General features: G+C 59.7%; 18 protein-coding genes. 5 read left to right on the top strand and 13 right to left on the bottom strand.

Features of this window, described 5'->3' with window-relative positions; genetic code table 11:
• Window positions 1-110: 110 nt before the first annotated feature.
• The 5 genes from fkpB to murJ all read right to left on the bottom strand — a co-directional run bounded on the left by fkpB (window position 111) and on the right by murJ (window position 6512).
• A complete protein-coding gene (fkpB, locus tag CAF76_RS23930; RefSeq protein ID WP_170928297.1) occupies window positions 111-548 on the bottom strand; it encodes an FKBP-type peptidyl-prolyl cis-trans isomerase in 438 nt (145 codons plus the stop codon).
• Between the two features lie 7 nt (window positions 549-555).
• Complete coding sequence (gene lspA / locus CAF76_RS23925) at window positions 556-1068, bottom strand: signal peptidase II (RefSeq protein ID WP_064118729.1); 513 nt, start codon at window positions 1066-1068, stop codon at window positions 556-558.
• Window positions 1061-3892, bottom strand: coding sequence for an isoleucine--tRNA ligase (gene ileS, locus CAF76_RS23920; RefSeq protein WP_085648733.1), 2832 nt, complete (start codon window positions 3890-3892; stop codon window positions 1061-1063). The genes lspA and ileS overlap by 8 nt, the downstream gene beginning before the upstream one ends.
• Before the next feature lie 13 nt (window positions 3893-3905).
• Complete coding sequence (gene ribF / locus CAF76_RS23915) at window positions 3906-4844, bottom strand: bifunctional riboflavin kinase/FAD synthetase (protein ID WP_007959537.1); 939 nt, start codon at window positions 4842-4844, stop codon at window positions 3906-3908.
• 129 nt (window positions 4845-4973) lie between these two features.
• Window positions 4974-6512, bottom strand: a complete 1539-nt coding sequence (gene murJ, locus CAF76_RS23910; protein ID WP_085608700.1) for a murein biosynthesis integral membrane protein MurJ — start codon at window positions 6510-6512, stop codon at window positions 4974-4976.
• Window positions 6513-6764: 252 nt separating this feature from the next.
• Here murJ and rpsT point away from each other — a divergent pair, with 252 nt between their 5' ends.
• Complete coding sequence (rpsT, locus tag CAF76_RS23900) at window positions 6765-7037, top strand: 30S ribosomal protein S20 (RefSeq protein WP_003228351.1); 273 nt, start codon at window positions 6765-6767, stop codon at window positions 7035-7037.
• A gap of 124 nt (window positions 7038-7161) precedes the next feature.
• On the opposite strand, the gene CAF76_RS23895 is transcribed toward rpsT, so the two are convergent.
• From CAF76_RS23895 to rplU, 5 genes are all read right to left on the bottom strand, one after another.
• Window positions 7162-7626 (bottom strand): CreA family protein, encoded by a 465-nt coding sequence (locus CAF76_RS23895; protein ID WP_039771714.1) that lies wholly within the window; start codon window positions 7624-7626, stop codon window positions 7162-7164.
• An 11-nt stretch (window positions 7627-7637) separates the two neighbouring features.
• A complete protein-coding gene (gene proB, locus CAF76_RS23890) occupies window positions 7638-8756 on the bottom strand; it encodes a glutamate 5-kinase (RefSeq protein WP_039771715.1) in 1119 nt (372 codons plus the stop codon).
• Between the two features lie 137 nt (window positions 8757-8893).
• Entirely contained in the window at window positions 8894-10117 is a 1224-nt protein-coding gene (cgtA, locus tag CAF76_RS23885; protein ID WP_039771717.1) for an Obg family GTPase CgtA, read from the bottom strand.
• A 193-nt stretch (window positions 10118-10310) separates the two neighbouring features.
• The gene (rpmA, locus tag CAF76_RS23880) at window positions 10311-10568 is read right to left on the bottom strand and encodes a 50S ribosomal protein L27 (protein ID WP_003228360.1); all 258 of its coding nucleotides are present in this window, start codon (window positions 10566-10568) and stop codon (window positions 10311-10313) included.
• A gap of 35 nt (window positions 10569-10603) precedes the next feature.
• Window positions 10604-10915 carry a 50S ribosomal protein L21 gene (gene rplU, locus CAF76_RS23875; protein WP_003228361.1) on the bottom strand — a complete coding sequence of 104 codons (312 nt, stop codon included), beginning with the start codon at window positions 10913-10915 and terminating at the stop codon, window positions 10604-10606.
• A 241-nt stretch (window positions 10916-11156) separates the two neighbouring features.
• On the opposite strand from rplU, the gene CAF76_RS23870 reads away from it, so the two are divergent.
• From CAF76_RS23870 to CAF76_RS23860, 3 genes are all read left to right on the top strand, one after another.
• Window positions 11157-12125: a polyprenyl synthetase family protein gene (locus tag CAF76_RS23870; RefSeq protein ID WP_007950962.1), complete on the top strand. Its 969-nt coding sequence runs from the start codon at window positions 11157-11159 to the stop codon at window positions 12123-12125.
• A gap of 125 nt (window positions 12126-12250) precedes the next feature.
• Window positions 12251-12592, top strand: a complete 342-nt coding sequence (locus CAF76_RS23865; protein WP_007950963.1) for a zinc ribbon domain-containing protein YjdM — start codon at window positions 12251-12253, stop codon at window positions 12590-12592.
• 206 nt (window positions 12593-12798) lie between these two features.
• On the top strand, window positions 12799-13056 hold the full coding sequence (locus tag CAF76_RS23860) for a hypothetical protein (protein WP_007950964.1): 258 nt from the start codon (window positions 12799-12801) through the stop codon (window positions 13054-13056).
• 49 nt (window positions 13057-13105) lie between these two features.
• Here the strand turns inward: CAF76_RS23860 and CAF76_RS23855 are convergent, their stop codons facing one another.
• The 3 genes from CAF76_RS23855 to CAF76_RS23845 all read right to left on the bottom strand — a co-directional run bounded on the left by CAF76_RS23855 (window position 13106) and on the right by CAF76_RS23845 (window position 14779).
• The gene (locus tag CAF76_RS23855; protein WP_007950965.1) at window positions 13106-13723 is read right to left on the bottom strand and encodes an FKBP-type peptidyl-prolyl cis-trans isomerase; all 618 of its coding nucleotides are present in this window, start codon (window positions 13721-13723) and stop codon (window positions 13106-13108) included.
• A 126-nt stretch (window positions 13724-13849) separates the two neighbouring features.
• Window positions 13850-14155, bottom strand: coding sequence for a DUF6482 family protein (locus CAF76_RS23850; protein ID WP_064599536.1), 306 nt, complete (start codon window positions 14153-14155; stop codon window positions 13850-13852).
• 135 nt (window positions 14156-14290) lie between these two features.
• On the bottom strand, window positions 14291-14779 hold the full coding sequence (locus CAF76_RS23845; protein WP_007950967.1) for a TIGR00645 family protein: 489 nt from the start codon (window positions 14777-14779) through the stop codon (window positions 14291-14293).
• 162 nt (window positions 14780-14941) lie between these two features.
• Between CAF76_RS23845 and CAF76_RS23840 the strand changes: the two genes are divergently transcribed.
• On the top strand, window positions 14942-16771 hold the full coding sequence (locus tag CAF76_RS23840; RefSeq protein WP_085648732.1) for a hypothetical protein: 1830 nt from the start codon (window positions 14942-14944) through the stop codon (window positions 16769-16771).
• Window positions 16772-16788 lie beyond the last annotated feature (17 nt).

Below are 16788 nucleotides of genomic sequence, written 5' to 3'. Positions count from 1 at the left end.
CCTGTGGGAGCGGGCTTGCTCGCGAAAGCGGTGTGCCAGACAACTTTTATGTTGAATGTCAGTCAGCATTCGCGAGCAAGCCCGCTCCCACAGGGGTTCTGCTGTGTTACTCAGAGCGCTTTGACGGAGAAGATTTCCACGTCAAAGGTCAGCGTCTTGCCAGCCAGCGGGTGGTTGAAGTCAACGGTCACTTGCGCGTCGTCGAACTCTTTCACCACACCCGGCAGCTCAGTATTGGCCGCATCGTTGAAGATCACCAGCAGCCCCGGCGACAGTTCCATGTCCGCAAACTGCGAACGAGGGATGATCTGTACGTTTTGCGGGTTCGGCTGGCCGAAGGCGTTTTCCGGCTCGACGGTCAGGGTACGCTTGTCGCCAGCCTTGAAGCCGAACAGCGCAGCCTCGAAACCCGGCAGCAGGTTGCCGTCGCCGACCTTGAAAGTCGCAGGGGCTTTGTCGAAAGTGCTGTCGACCGTGTCGCCGTTCTCCAGGCGCAATGCAAAGTGCAAGGTGACTTCCGTGTTCTGGCCGATGCGTTGCTCAGCCAATACCTGTTCAGTCATGAACGGCTTCTCCGGTTTTTTTACTTTTGAACATGTCCAGTGCCAGCATCACCGCACCAACGGTGATGGCGCTGTCGGCGAAGTTGAATGCCGGGAAGTACCAGCGGTTCTGCCAGTGCACCAGAATGAAGTCGATCACATGGCCCAGGGCAATGCGGTCATAAAGGTTGCCCAGTGCGCCGCCCAGCACCAGCGCCAGCGCGATGGCCAGCCAGGTTTCGTTGCGGCCCAGGCGCTTGAGCCAGACCACCAGCACCGCACTGACCACAATCGCGATCAGCGCGAACAGCCAGCGCTGCCAGCCGGAGCTGTCCGCGAGGAAGCTGAAGGCAGCGCCGGTGTTGTAGGCCAGGGTCCAGCTGAAGTAATCAGGGATGATCACGATCTGCTGGAACATCTCGAGCTTGCCTTCGAAGTAGAACTTGCTGGCCTGGTCGATGACCAGAACCAGCAAGCTCAACCAGAGCCAGCTCAGCCGTCCGAAACGGCCAACGGCATTAGGCATAGTGACGAACCTCGCCGGCGCCATCGATGTTGTCCACGCAACGGCCGCAGATTTCCGGATGCTCCGGGTTCACGCCAACGTCTTCGCGGCAGTGCCAGCAACGGGCACATTTCGGGAAGGCGGATTTGACGATCTTCAGCTTCAGGCCGCTGACTTCGGTGGCCACAGCGTCGGCCGGAGCCTGCACGAACGGCGCAACTGTGGCAGTCGAGGTGATCAGGACAAAGCGCAGCTCGTTGCTCAATTTGGCCAGGTCGGCAGTCAGCGCGTCTTCGGCGAACAGCGTCACTTCGGCTTGCAGGTTGCCACCGACGGCCTTGGCCGCGCGCTGGATTTCCATCTCTTTGTTGACCGCCACCTTCACTTCCATGATGCGATCCCAGTACTCGCGACCCAGCTCGAAGCCTTCCGGCAACTCGGTCAGGCCTTCGTACCAGGTGTTGAGCATCACCGATTCGTTGCGCTCGCCCGGCAGGTATTGCCACAGCTCGTCGGCGGTGAACGCCAGGATCGGCGCGATCCAGCGCACCAGCGCTTCGGAGATGTGGAACAGCGCGGTCTGGCACGAACGACGGGCCTTGCTGTCGGCGCCGGTGGTGTACTGGCGATCCTTGATGATGTCCAGGTAGAAACCACCCAGCTCCTGCACGCAGAAGTTGTGGATCTTCGAGTAGACGTTCCAGAAACGGTATTCGCCGTAGTGCTCTTGCAACTCGCGTTGCAGCAGCAGGGTGCGATCCACCGCCCAGCGATCCAGCGCCAGCATGTCTTCGGCCGGCAGCAGATCGGTGGCCGGGTCGAAGCCGGTCAGGTTGGAAAGCAGGAAACGCGCGGTGTTACGAATACGACGATAGGCGTCCGCGCTGCGCTGCAGGATCTGCTCGGACACGGCCATTTCGCCGGAGTAGTCGGTCGACGCGACCCACAGACGCATGATGTCGGCGCCCAGGGTGTCGTTGACTTTCTGCGGCGCGATCACGTTGCCCAGGGACTTGGACATCTTGCGGCCGGACTCGTCCACGGTGAAGCCGTGGGTCAGCAGCTCGCGGTACGGCGCGTGGTTGTCGATGGCGCAACCGGTCAGCAGAGACGAATGGAACCAGCCACGGTGCTGGTCCGAACCTTCCAGGTACAGGTCGGCACGCGGACCGGTCTCGTGGCCCATCGGGTGCGAACCGCGCAGGACGTGCCAGTGGGTGGTGCCCGAGTCGAACCAGACATCGAGGGTGTCGCTGATCTTGTCGTACTGCGGCGCTTCATCGCCCAGCAGTTCGGCCGCGTCGAGTTTGAACCAGGCTTCGATGCCTTCGACTTCAACGCGCTTGGCGACTTCTTCCATCAGCTCGACGGTACGTGGGTGCAGTTCACCGCTTTCCTTGTTCAGGAAGAACGGGATCGGCACGCCCCAGTTGCGCTGACGGGAGATGCACCAGTCCGGACGGTTGGCGATCATCGAGTGCAGGCGCGCCTGGCCCCAGGCCGGAACGAACTTGGTGTCTTCGATGGCTTTGAGCGAGCGTACACGCAGGGTGTCGCCGCTGACTGGCTCCTTGTCCATACCGATGAACCACTGCGCGGTGGCGCGGTAGATCAGCGGGGTCTTGTGGCGCCAGCAGTGCATGTAGCTGTGTTCGATGACGGTGGTGTGCAGCAGCGCACCGACTTCGGTCAGTTTTTCAACGATGGCCGGGTTGGCCTTCCAGATGAACTGGCCGCCGAAGAATTCCAGCGACGGCACGTAGACGCCGTTGCTCTGTACCGGGTTGAGGATGTCGTCGTTGACCATGCCGTATTTCTTGCAGGTCACGAAGTCGTCCACGCCGTAGGCCGGGGCGGAGTGAACCACGCCGGTGCCGGCGCCCAGTTCCAGGTAGTCGGCCAGGTACACCGGCGACAGACGGTCATAGAACGGGTGACGGAAATTGATCAGTTCCAGCGCCGAACCCGGTGCGGTGGCCAATACGGTGCCTTCGACGCCGTAACGGGTCAGGCAGGATTCGACCAGTTCTTCAGCCAGCACCAGCAGCTTGTCGCCGATGTCGACCAGGGCGTAGGTGAATTCCGGATGAACGTTGAGCGCCTGGTTGGCCGGGATGGTCCACGGGGTGGTGGTCCAGATCACGATCGAGGCCGGTTTGCCCAGCGACGGCAGACCGAATGCGGCGGCCAGTTTGGCCTCGTCAGCGATCGGAAACGCTACGTCGATGGTCGAGGACTTCTTGTTCTCGTACTCGACTTCCGCTTCGGCCAGGGCCGAACCGCAATCGAAGCACCAGTTCACCGGTTTCAAGCCCTTGAACACGAAACCGCCCTTGACGATTTCGGCGAGGGCGCGGATTTCACCGGCCTCGTTCTTGAAGTTCATGGTCTTGTACGGATTGGCGAAGTCGCCCAGGACGCCGAGGCGGATGAACTCGGTCTTCTGCCCTTCGATCTGCTCGGTGGCGTAGGCACGGCACAGTTCGCGGGTCTTGTCCGCGCCCAGGTTCTTGCCGTGTGTCACTTCGACCTTGTGCTCGATCGGCAGGCCGTGGCAATCCCAGCCCGGGACATACGGCGCGTCGAAGCCCGACAGGGTCTTCGAGCGGATGATCATGTCCTTGAGAATCTTGTTCAGTGCGTGACCGATGTGAATCGTACCGTTGGCGTACGGAGGGCCGTCGTGCAGGACGAACTTCGGACGATCCTTGCCAATCTCGCGCAACTTTCCGTACAGGCCAATACTGTCCCAGCGCTGCAGGATCTGCGGTTCGCGCTGTGGCAGGCCGGCCTTCATTGGGAAGGCGGTGTCCGGAAGGTTTAGCGTGGCTTTATAGTCGGTCATTTAAGGCTCTTCATTAGCGATGGGCGCTAGGTGCGGCTAGTGCACGGGCGGCGGCGACATCCGCGCTGATCGCCGTTTTCAATGCCTCCAGGGAGGCGAAACGCTGCTCTTCACGCAGCTTCTGGTGGAAAACCACCGTCAAACGCCGGTCATACAGATCGCCGGCAAAATCTAAAAGATGGACTTCAAGGTGGGCCTTGCCATCACCTTGGACCGTGGGCCGAACGCCGATATTGGCGACGCCGGGCCAGGTCTTGCCGTCGATGTCGACGTCGACCAGGTAAACCCCGGTGAACGGCACGCGACGGCGTTTCAGTTGAATGTTCGCCGTGGGCGTACCCAGTTGGCGGGCCAGTTTCTGGCCATGCAGCACGCGACCGGCAATCCGGTACGGGCGGCCGAGCAGACGCTCAGCCAAAGCAAAATCGGCGGCGGCCAACGCGTTGCGCACCTGAGTGCTGCTGACACGAATGCCGTCCAGCTCGACGGTTTGCGCGGCTTCGACGGTAAAACCGTGAACCTGGCCGGCCTGCAACAGGAAATCGAAATCGCCGAGGCGGTCGCAACCGAAGCGGAAATCATCACCGACCTCCAGATGCTGCACGCCGAGGCCATCGACCAGGATGGTATCGACGAACTCGCTGGCGCTGAGCTTGCTCAAGCGCTGGTTGAAGGCCAGACACAAGACCCGGTCGACACCTTCAGCGGCCAGCAGTTGCAGCTTGTCGCGCAACCGGGCGAGACGCGCCGGCGCGGTCTCCGGGGCAAAAAACTCCCGTGGCTGCGGCTCGAAAATTACCACGCAGCTGGGTACGCCCAACTCGAGCGCACGCTCACGCAGTCGGGCCAGGATGGCCTGGTGACCACGGTGAACACCGTCAAAGTTGCCAATAGTGGCGACGCAGCCCCGATGCTGGGGGCGCAGATTGTGGAGGCCTCGAACCAGCTGCATAACGCGCTTCTTGCTCATAAAGTGGCCGATTATAACCACACCCGACGGCCGACGACAGGCAACACCGTAACCCAAAGTGATCGAGCCGACAAAACTGCCGGCTCGCGCCCGTCTTTCAGGGGTGAAACCTCAGCTCAAGGCCTTGCGATTGAAGTCGCGCAGGCGGAAACCGAGCAGCAGCAACATGCCGAAGTAAGCGATCACGCCGGCAACCACCAACGCGCCCAGACGCAGGAAGCGCTCAAGCATGTGGCCCTGATCCCACGCGGGCATGAAATGCATGCCGATCAACAGCACGGCCGACATCACCGCCACCGCAACCACCAGCTTGAAACCGAACTTCAGCCAGCCCGGCTGTGGTTGATACATCTGTTGCTTGCGCAGTTGATAGAACAGCAGCCCGGCGTTCAGGCAGGCACCGGCGCTGATCGCCAACGCCAGACCGGCGTGGGCCAGCGGACCGATCAACACCAGGTTGAACAGCTGCGTCACCACCAGGGTGAAGATTGCGATTTTTACCGGTGTCCGAATGTTCTGTTGCGCATAAAAGCCCGGCGCCAGCACTTTGATCACGATTATCCCGAGCAGACCGACAGAATAGGCAATCAATGCCCGCTGCGTCATTTCCGCATCAAACCCGCTGAACTGGCCGTACTGGAACAGCGAAACCGTCAACGGCTCGGCCAGGATCCCCAGCGCCAGCGCACACGGCAGCACCAGCACGAAGCACAGGCGCAGGCCCCAGTCGAGAATCCGCGAATATTCGTGGCGATCCTTGCTGGCGTAGGTCTTGGCCAATGTCGGCAGCAGGATCGTGCCCAGCGCCACACCGAGCACACCGGACGGCAGCTCCATCAAACGGTCTGCGTAATACATCCACGACACCGAGCCCGCCACCAGGAACGAGGCGAAAATAGTGTTGATGATCAGGGAAATCTGGCTGACCGAGACGCCGATGATAGCCGGCAACATCTGCTTCATGACCCGCCAGACACCGGTATCGCGCAGATTCAGGCGCGGCAGTACCAGCATGCCGATCTTTTTCAGGTGCGGCAGTTGGTAGAGCAGCTGCGCGAGGCCGCCGACCAGCACTGCCCAGCCGAGGGCCATGACCGGTGGATCGAAATACGGCGTCAGGAACAGCGAAAACACGATCATGCTGACGTTGAGCAGGGTCGGCACGAATGCCGGCACCGAGAAACGGTTCCAGGTATTGAGGATCGCACCTGCCAGGGAAGACAGGGAGATCAGCAATATATAAGGGAAGGTCACTCGCAGCAGGTCGGAGGTCAGCTGGAATTTTTCCGGGGTATCGGTGAAACCCGGCGCTGTGGCCCAGATCACCCAGGGCGCGGCAATCATGCCCAGCGCGGTGACCAGCGCCAGCACCAGCGTCAGCAGACCGGAAACGTAGGCAATAAAGGTGCGGGTCGCCTCTTCGCCCTTCTGGCTTTTATACTCGGCCAGGATAGGCACAAAAGCCTGGGAAAACGCGCCCTCGGCGAAAATCCTGCGCAGCAGATTGGGCAGTTTGAAGGCGATGAAGAAGGCGTCGGTCGCCATTCCGGCGCCGAAGGTGCGGGCGATGAGCGTGTCGCGAACAAACCCGAGAATCCGGGAAAGCATCGTGATAGAGCTGACGGCGGCCAACGATTTGAGCAGATTCATTGAAGGAATGTGTGCCTGTCGATAAACAGCAGGCGAATAACGCGCCCACTTGTGCGATACTCCGCGCCGCAACAGCACAGAGCCAAAGCTCGCGAGTTTACAGGTCACACGCCGGAAAGAAATATCCCGTCGCACCACGCCTACCACTTAGCGGAACGTTTCAAGCGCCCTTGACAAGACTTCAACTCATCGGCATGATTCGCGGCCTATTTTGTTTGCTATTTCCTAAAAAGTCTTTCGAGGAGCTCGACGGTGGCCAACTCACCTTCCGCCAAAAAACGTGCAAAACAGGCTGAGAAGCGTCGCAGCCACAACGCCAGCCTGCGTTCCATGGTTCGTACCTACATCAAGAATGTAGTTAAGGCCATCGACGCAAAAGACGCTGAAAAAGCTCAAGCTGCATACGTTCTGGCTGTGCCAGTTATCGACCGCATGGCCGATAAAGGCATCATCCACAAGAACAAGGCTGCTCGTCATAAGAGCCGTCTGAATGGCCACGTCAAGGCACTGAAAGAAGCTGCCTAAGCGACGTAGTCATTAAAAAACCGACCTCAGGGTCGGTTTTTTATTGCCTGCGATTTGCTCTGATTTCGGTAAATCGCAGGCAAAAAAAAGAGGAGCCAACCGACTCCTCTTTTTTTACGCGTGATTAATGAGCTGACGCCCACGGCAAAATCGGAATCGCAGTCACCGCATTCTGCGGACTACCCTCGATCAGACGATCACTGTAGACCAGATAGACCAGCGTATTGCGCTTCTTGTCGAGGAAGCGCACCACCTGCATGGTCTTGAACACCAGCGAAGTGCGCTCCTTGAAAACCTCTTCGCCATCCTTCAACTCGCCCCTGAAGTTGATCGGCCCGACCTGGCGGCAAGCAATGGACGCCTCGGCACGATCCTCGGCCAGACCCAACCCACCCTTCACACCACCGGTCTTGGCGCGCGACAGGTAGCAGGTCACACCCTCGACCTTCGGATCATCGAACGCCTCGACCACGATCCGGTCGTTCGGCCCGACAAACTTGAACACCGTCGACACCTGGCCGATTTCCTCGGCCGAGGCCAGCAACGGCAACACCATCAACAAGCCCAACAATCCTTTTGCCATACGCATCGCGTTTTTCCTTACACCAGAATCAGGTTGTCACGGTGAACCAGTTCCGGCTCAGCCATGTAACCCAGCAAACCGACAATCGCATCCGACGACTGACCGATGATTTTTTGTGCTTCCAGCGCGCTGTAATTTGCCAGGCCACGGGCAATCTCTCGACCGTCCGGCGCCACGCACACCACCATTTCGCCGCGACGGAAACTGCCCTGAACCAGTTTGACCCCGACCGGCAGCAGGCTTTTATTGCCCTGAGACAGAGCGGAAACCGCGCCATCATCCAGCACCAGCGTGCCACGGGTTTGCAGATGACCGGCCAGCCACTGCTTGCGCGCCGCGAGCATGCCGCGCTCAGGCGACAGCAGCGTACCAATCCGCTCACCCGCCTTCAGGCGATCGAGCACGCGCTCCAGACGCCCGCCGACAATGATGGTGTGCGCCCCGGAACGCGCCGCCAGACGCGCCGCGCGCAGCTTGGTCTGCATGCCGCCACGCCCCAGCGCACCACCGGTACCGCCCGCCACCGCATCCAGCGTCGGATCATCGGCGCGCGCTTCGTAAATCAGCTGGGCGTCAGGGTTATTGCGCGGATCGGCGTCGAACATACCGTCGCGATCCGTCAGGATCACCAGCAGATCGGCCTCGACCAGGTTGGCCACCAGCGCTGCAAGCGTGTCGTTGTCGCCGAAGCGGATTTCGTCGGTGACCACAGTGTCGTTCTCGTTGATCACCGGGATGACTTTCAGCTCGACCAGCGCGCGCAAGGTGCTGCGGGCGTTCAGGTAGCGCTTGCGATCGGACAGGTCGTCGTGGGTCAAGAGAATCTGCGCGGTGTGCCGGCCATGCTCGGCAAAGCTCGATTCCCAGGCTTGCACCAGACCCATCTGACCGATTGCAGCGGCGGCCTGGAGCTCGTGCATCGCACTGGGTCGCGCGGTCCAGCCGAGGCGACTCATGCCCGCCGCCACTGCCCCGGAGGACACCAGCACCAGCTCGACGCCGGCCTCGTGCAAAGCCACCATCTGCTCGACCCAGACACTCATTGCCGCGCGATCCAGCCCTTTGCCATCCGCCGTCAGCAAAGCGCTGCCGATCTTCACGACCCAACGCTGCGCACCTGTCACCTTGCTCCGCATCATCTTCAACCTTAGCTTGAGGGCAGCGCGACCTGGCACTGCCCGTGACGTTATTCGTGGTTCTTCGTGACCAACAATCGATTTCCAGATACTAAAACGCCGCTCGATTGAGCGGCGCTTAAGTTTACTGCAACGAATCAGTCACGCACGTAAATGATTTCCGGACCGTCTTCGTCATCCACATCTTCTTCGTCCCAGTCATCGTCGCCGATGTCGTGGACCGACTTCACGCCGCTGCGACGCAGGGCACGCTTGTCATCCAGCGCCTGCAACTGCGCACGGGCTTCGTCTTCGATGCGCTGATCCAGATCGGCCAGCTCTTCCTTGTAGGCCGGGTCATTGGCCAGGCGATCGGCACGATCTTCCAGATAACGCATGATGTCGCGCGTCAGGCGCTCGGTGCCTTCTTTGGCGATGGCGGAGATCACGTAAACCGGACCAGTCCACTCCAGACGATCGACGATTTCCTTGACCCGCGCTTCGTGCTCTTCTTCGAGGATCTGGTCGCACTTGTTCAGCACCAGCCAGCGATCACGCTCGGCCAGCGACGGGCTGAACTTGATCAGCTCGTTGACGATCACTTCAGCGGCGTCCGGCGCGCTGCTTTCATCCAGTGGCGCCATGTCGACGAGGTGCAGCAACAGACGGGTACGCGCCAGGTGCTTGAGGAAACGAATACCCAGGCCAGCACCGTCGGAAGCGCCTTCGATCAGACCCGGAATGTCGGCGATGACGAAGCTTTTCCAGCGATCGACGCTGACCACACCAAGGTTCGGCACCAGGGTCGTAAACGGGTAATCGGCAACTTTCGGCTTGGCAGCCGACACCGAGCGGATAAAGGTACTTTTACCGGCGTTCGGCAGACCGAGCAGACCGACGTCGGCCAGCACTTTCATTTCCAGTTTCAGGTCGCGCTGCTCGCCCGGCTTGCCCGGCGTGGTCTGGCGCGGCGCACGGTTGGTACTGGATTTGAAACGGGTGTTACCCAGACCGTGCCAGCCGCCCTGCACCACCATCAGTTTCTGACCGGCTTTGGTCAGGTCGCCGATGACTTCCTGGGTGGCGGAGTCGATCACGGTGGTGCCGACCGGCACGCGCAGGATCAGGTCTTCACCCTTCTTGCCGGTGCAGTCGGTGCTGCCGCCGTTGGAGCCACGCTCGGCATCGAAGTGCCGGGTGTAACGGTAGTCCACCAGGGTGTTGAGGTTTTCGTCGGCCATCATGTAGATGGAACCGCCGTCACCGCCATCACCACCGTTCGGGCCGCCGTTTTCAATGAATTTTTCCCGACGGAAACTCATGCAGCCATTGCCGCCGTCGCCAGCCTTTACGCGGATCGATACTTCATCAACAAACTTCATAACCAACGCCTCTCGCCGTACGGACGAGCCGAAAAACAATCAAGACATAAGACTCTTGCAAAAATGAGCGCAGCGACCCCAATCCACGACCTGCATCGCACGCCGGCAGCCCATACAAACAGCTTTGCAAGAGACTCACCCCACAAACGAAAAAGCCCCGTCGCAAGACAGGGCTTCTCCAGCACTCTCGCAGTTAGGCTGCGACAACGCTCACGTAACGACGACCGAAGGCGCCTTTTACTTCAAACTTGATCACGCCTTCGATTTTCGCGAAGAGGGTGTGATCCTTACCCATGCCAACGCCGTAACCAGCGTGGAATTGGGTACCGCGCTGACGCACGATGATGTTGCCGGCCTTGATGACCTGGCCGCCATACATCTTCACGCCAAGGCGTTTGGCTTCTGAGTCGCGACCGTTACGGGTACTACCACCAGCTTTTTTGTGTGCCATGAGTTCAATTCTCCTAGTGAGGAATTAGGCTGTAATTAAGCCTGAATACCGGTGATTTTGATCTCGGTGAACCACTGGCGGTGGCCCATACGCTTCATGTGGTGCTTACGGCGACGGAACTTGATGATGCGGACTTTATCGTGACGACCTTGGGAGATCACTTCAGCCTTGACGGTTGCGCCAGCAACAACAGGTGCGCCGATGTTCACGTCGTCGCCGTTGGCGACCAACAGAACGCGGTCAAAAGTCACGGATTCGCCAGTGGCGACTTCCAGTTTTTCGATCTTCAGGTATTCACCTTCAGCGACCTTGTATTGCTTACCGCCGGTAACGATTACTGCGTACATGGTATTTCTCCGATAATCCTGCTCACCCAGCTCTTTATAAGAAGAGGTATTGGCTGGCATGGCTGCATGGGGCTGGAACGGCCCAAGTGCAATTGCGTAAGGCAGGTGCTGCCCAGGAAGTTCAGGGTGCGCGATTGTACGCAAGCCTTCGAAGTCATGCAAGGGGCCGTCCATCGCGCCTTGACAGGCCCGGACGTGGGTCCTAGCATGCCGCGCAACCCTTCTGGAGCACCTGTCGCTGATGCAACCCCAAGCTTTCTACCGCGCGGTGGCGGACGATTTTAGCGCCGTCGACGGCATCATCAAGAAGCAGCTGACTTCCCGAGTGCCGCTGGTATCGAAAATCGGCGATTACATCACGTCGGCCGGCGGCAAACGCCTGCGTCCTTTATTGGTGCTGCTGTGTGGCAAGGCCCTGGGTCGCGAAGGCGACGACATGCGCCTGCTGGCCGCCACCATCGAATTCCTGCACACCGCCACCCTGCTGCATGACGACGTGGTCGACATGTCCGGCATGCGCCGTGGCCGCTCCACCGCCAACGCCATGTGGGGCAACGCCCCGAGCGTACTGGTGGGCGACTTCCTGTACTCGCGTTCGTTCGAGATGATGGTCGAACTGGGCTCGATGCCGGTGATGAAGATCCTGTCTCAGGCCACGCGCATCATCGCCGAAGGCGAAGTGCTGCAACTGTCCAAGGTCCGCGACGCCAGCACCACCGAAGAAACCTACATGGAAGTCATCCGCGGCAAGACCGCGATGCTCTTCGAGGCTTCGACCCACAGTGCCGCGGCGCTGGCCGGTGCCACCGCCGAGCAGAGCGAAGCCCTGCGCACCTTCGGCGATCACCTGGGCGTGGCGTTCCAACTGGTCGACGACCTGCTCGACTACAAGGGCGACGCCGAAACCCTGGGCAAGAACGTCGGTGACGATCTGGCCGAAGGCAAGCCGACCCTGCCGCTGATCTACACCATGCGCGAAGGCACGCCAGAGCAAGCCGCACTGGTACGCCAGGCGATCCAGAAAGGCGGGATCGAAGACCTGGAAAGCATCCGCATCGCCGTGGAAGCCTCCGGTTCGCTGGAATACACAGCGCAACTGGCCCGTGATTACGTGGCCCGTGCGATCAAGTGCCTCGACGCGCTGCCGGCCAGCGAATACCGCGATGCGCTGGTTGAGCTGAGCGAGTTCGCGGTCGCCCGCACGCACTGATCAGCATCGCGTCATCTAAAAACCGCAGCCTCCGTTGGAGCCTGCGGTTTTTTGTTGCCTGCCATCGGCGGCTAAAACCCTATACAATGTGCGACTTTTAGCGATCCCCTCTCCAAGGAGCCTTAGTGAGCACGTTGCCACCCTGCCCGAAATGCAATTCCGAATACACCTACGAAGACGGCACCCAACTGGTGTGCCCGGAGTGCGCCCACGAGTGGTCTGCCGGCGGTGAAGCCGAAGTGGCGTCCGATGATGCCGTGAAGAAAGATTCGGTCGGTAACGTCCTGCAGGACGGCGACACCATCACCGTGATCAAGGACCTGAAGGTCAAGGGCACCTCGCTGGTGGTCAAGGTCGGCACCAAGGTCAAGAACATCCGCCTGTGCGATGGTGATCATGACATCGACTGCAAGATCGACGGCATCGGCCCGATGAAACTCAAATCCGAGTTCGTCAGAAAAGTCTGAGTCTGCTGTCTTCCATCCCGCGCCCGCCGTGGGATGGAGCTTCGCCCTCCCCCGCAATCCCCAACAAATCCTCGCAATAGCCAAACGCCAGCCGTTTTGACCTTACGCAATCTTTACCCGCAAAAAATCACAAACCGCCAATAGGCGCTTGCTATTTGACGAATAAGAATTATTCTCATTGAAACCTTTCAATGGAGATGAGACCCATGACTTATTTGATCGACGCCTGGCTGGATCGCCCGCATCCGTACCTCAGGATCCTGCATCGGGAAACCGGTGAAGTCTGTGCCGTACTGGAAGAAGAAGCCCTGCACGAGTTGCAGGATCAAGGGGATCTGGATGTCAGCGGCCTGAGTTCCAGCGAGCCATTGGTGCTCAAGGAGCTGGTGCGCAATCTGTTCCTGTTCTGCTATGCCCGGGCCTTGCGCCCGACCAGTGAACTGCACAACAAGATCGAAGTATGAGAACGGCGGAGAAACCCTGCACAAGCCACGCTTGTGCAGGGTAACGGGATTACAGAACGTCGAGCAGCTCGACGTCGAACACCAGAACGCTGTGCGGCGGGATGCTGCCAACGCCTTGAGCGCCGTAAGCCAGTTCGCTCGGCACGTACAGACGCCATTTGCTGCCGGCATTCATCAGTTGCAGGGCTTCGGTCCAGCCAGCGATAACGCCGCCCACCGGGAATTCAGCCGGCTGGCCACGCTCGTAGGAGCTGTCGAACACAGTGCCGTCGATCAGCGTGCCGTGGTAGTGAGTACGCACGGTGTCTTCACGGGATGGCTTGGCGCCTTCACCTTGAGTCAGCACTTCGAACTGCAGGCCGGAAGCCAGGGTGGTGATGCCTTCTTTCTTGGCGTTTTCAGCCAGGAATGCCAGGCCTTCGCCGGCGGCGGCTTCAGCCTTGGCAGCGGCTTCGGCTTGCATGATCTCGCGGATCACCTTGAAGCTGGCGGACATGGCTTCCTGGCTTACACGGCTTTCCTTACCGGCGAATGCGTCGGTCAGACCGGCCAGGATGGCGTCCAGGCTGACACCCGGTGGCGGGTTGTCGCGCAGCTGGTCACCCAGCTGACGGCCGATACCGTAGCTGACGCGGGTTTCGTCGGTGGACAGATTTACTTCGGACATGACACTGCTCCGCTGTGCGGACGGCCTCAGGACCTGCCGTGCGTACACAGCGCGTCCCGGCGCGCCCGGAACCAAAAGGGCGAGCAGACTAGCACAGATGTTCCGGCATTGATCAGGCCCCAGGGCCTACAGCGCGGATCGCCAGGCCAGCGGCACCTTCAGGCTTTCTTCGCCACTGGCGCCAAGACCGCACATTTCATCGTGCACCGAGGTGTGCACCAGGTTGAACGGCAGCACCGGAAAGTTATGCAGCACATCCCGGGCATGCTCGACCGAACGCAGCGTCAGCATATTCCCCTGCGGATCGCTCAGCGGATACGCCGCGCCATGCATCCGGGCCTCAAGCAGATAGATCCCGCCTTCCATGGAGATCAGGTTCAGTTCGTCGACCTTTCTGGCGACGGCAAACGCATTCAACTCTTGCAGGTTCATGAACGCACCTCACGCGGTGACGAGCCTTGAGACCTACAGGGATATGCCTCGGCGAATCAAAGTACAAGCCACAAACGACACCGCCCGTCTGTTTCGCAACAGACGGGCGGTTTTGTTACAGCAATCGTCAGCTCATCAGTGCTTGGTGAGCTTGTCCAGATAACCCATGGCAAACGCCGAGATCACGAAGGTCATGTGGATGATCACGTACCACATCAGGTGCTCGGGATCGACGTTCTTGGCATCCATGAAGATCCGCAGCAGATGGATCGAAGAGATTGCAACGATCGACGCCGCCACTTTCATCTTCAGCGACGAGGAGTCCATGGTGCCCAGCCAGCTGAGCTTTTCCTTGCCTTCATCGATGTTCAGCTCGGAGACGAAGTTCTCGTAGCCGGAAATCATCACCATCACCAGCAAGCCACCGACCAGCGCCATGTCGATCAGCGACAGCAGCACCAGAATCAGCTCGGACTCGGCCATGGAGAAAACGTTGGGAATGACATGAAACACTTCCTGGAAGAATTTCAATGCCAGCGCCAGCAGCCCCAGGGACAGCCCGATGTAGATCGGCGCCAGCAGCCAGCGCGTGGCGTACATTGCATTTTCGATAAAGCGTTCCATTGACTCTCACACAAGAAGGGTTGAAATCGGCGGCGAGTATACCAGCCGCCCATGACAGCCAGAAACCGCCCGGAAATCCGCCACCTGCGTGTGTGTGTCAAAGTTTTTCTGCTAGTGTCCAAACCATTGACAGCCCAGCGACAGTGCACAGGAAGACGGGAAATGGATGTGCGATTGCCGATAACGACTGCCGGAATTTGCTTTGCCCTGTTGCTTGGCGGGTGTTCGCCCGGCGATGAAAAGCCTGCCGTCAGCCTCGAGGAAAAGACCGCGCAGTTCGAGCAGTCGCTGGACGCCATCACCGACCCCAAACTCAAGGACGCCGTGACCGAACTCGGCGGTTCGCTGCTGTTGCTCGAACGCGCGCAACAGAAGCTCGACAACAAACCGTCCATTACCGAATACGGCGAAGACGCCCTCGGCGTGCTCAGGCACTACCCCACGCCGCAGACGCTGGTCGATACCTTCATCAACGGCCTGTTCGTGCTGCACAAGGATTCCAGTTCCGATTACCTCACCGATCTGCAACCGGTGTTCCCCTTCAATCTCAACATCCCCGGCGGCTTTCTGTTCCCCCATGGCGTGGAGTGGCACTCGGTGACCCTGAGCAACAAACGGGTGATTGCCTATCAACCGGAATGGTCGGAAACCGATCCGGGCATTCAGCTCAGTCCTTCCAGCTCCAACGTCACCAACCCCGATGACCTGACTGTCACTTACCCGTTCATCGAGGGTTTGAATGTCGACAAGAAGAACCTGCCGCGCCCGGTCAGCCTGCAAGGCCAGGTGGAAGTCATCGTCCCGAAACGCCTGCACAGTTTCAATCTGGATAAAAAGGACGTCGGCCAGACCCGCTCCGACGGCAACCTCAGCGTGACCTTGCTGAAACTGGACACACACTACGCCGAACTCGAGTTCAGCAACCAACTGCCGCTCGCCCCGGAAGTCGCCAATACCCGGCTCAATCCGTTGATCGTCCAGGCCCGCGATTCGACGGGCCAGTTTCTGGTGCGCGCCGGCGCCATCAATGAAAACCCCGAGCAGGTGGCGTTCTATCAAAAGCAGCTGGCCTACCTGCAACAGCAAAAAGCCTGGAGCGAGACGCTGGAAAAAAAGCTGGACGATGAACAACAGGCCTTTGAACAGCAGCATCCGCGCCACTACAACAAGGTGTACTTCAACGGCCCGATCGACACCCTCGAAGTCAGCCTGCTGGATTTTTCCGAAGCAACCGTCACCCGTAAGGCGCTGGATTTGCCCGTGCGCGAATTCGATCCGCACACCACGGAAAAAACCGTGCAGCCGCTCGACCTGCCGATCACCGTCTACGATGACCTCGCGCCCGACTGGCTCAAGGGCGCGTCCCTGACTGAAGAACAGCTGAAAAGCGGCGTTCATATCCGTCAGTCGGTTGAAGAGCCGAGCGCCGCGCGCATCGAATTCGACCACCGCAAAACCTTCAACGATGAAATGCTCGGCGACGACTTCAGCCCCGGCGAAAGCCCGGTGACGTTCTTCACTGAAAAACACAATGGCAAACTCGACGAGCCGATCGAACTGCCGCCCGAGGCGTATCAGGTCGACCCGCTGCAGGCGACCATCACCTACGACCTGAACCTGTTCCCGGAAACCCCGGCGATTGCCGTCGGCTCGATGCCGTTGTTCCTGGCCACGGTGGACAAACAGGCTTATGAAGCCAAGGCCCTGCCTAAAGGTCTGGAAATCAGGAACAACGCATTGGTGGTGGATTTGAAGCGATTCCCCGCCAACGAATGGCGATTCTTCGTCAAGGACGACAGCGGTCATTACCTGAAGCGGATTCTGTCGGTCAGCCACAACGCGAGCGCGGAAGGGCCGGCGTTATTCGGCGTGCATTATTTCTACGGCCGTCCGACGCACGTGGAAACCTACCAGCGAACCGACCTCGCCACCGTGCAATACGGCTTTGAGGTCAAACTCGACAAGGCGCAGACCCAGGGCGCTGCGCCCTGATCGGCGCTGATGATCGG

The organism is Pseudomonas sp. B40(2017) (genome assembly GCF_002112855.1).
GTDB classification, from domain to species: domain Bacteria; phylum Pseudomonadota; class Gammaproteobacteria; order Pseudomonadales; family Pseudomonadaceae; genus Aquipseudomonas; species Aquipseudomonas pharyngis.
The sequence above is the reverse complement of the archived record's forward strand: the minus strand, read 5'-3'. Positions and strand labels throughout refer to the sequence as shown.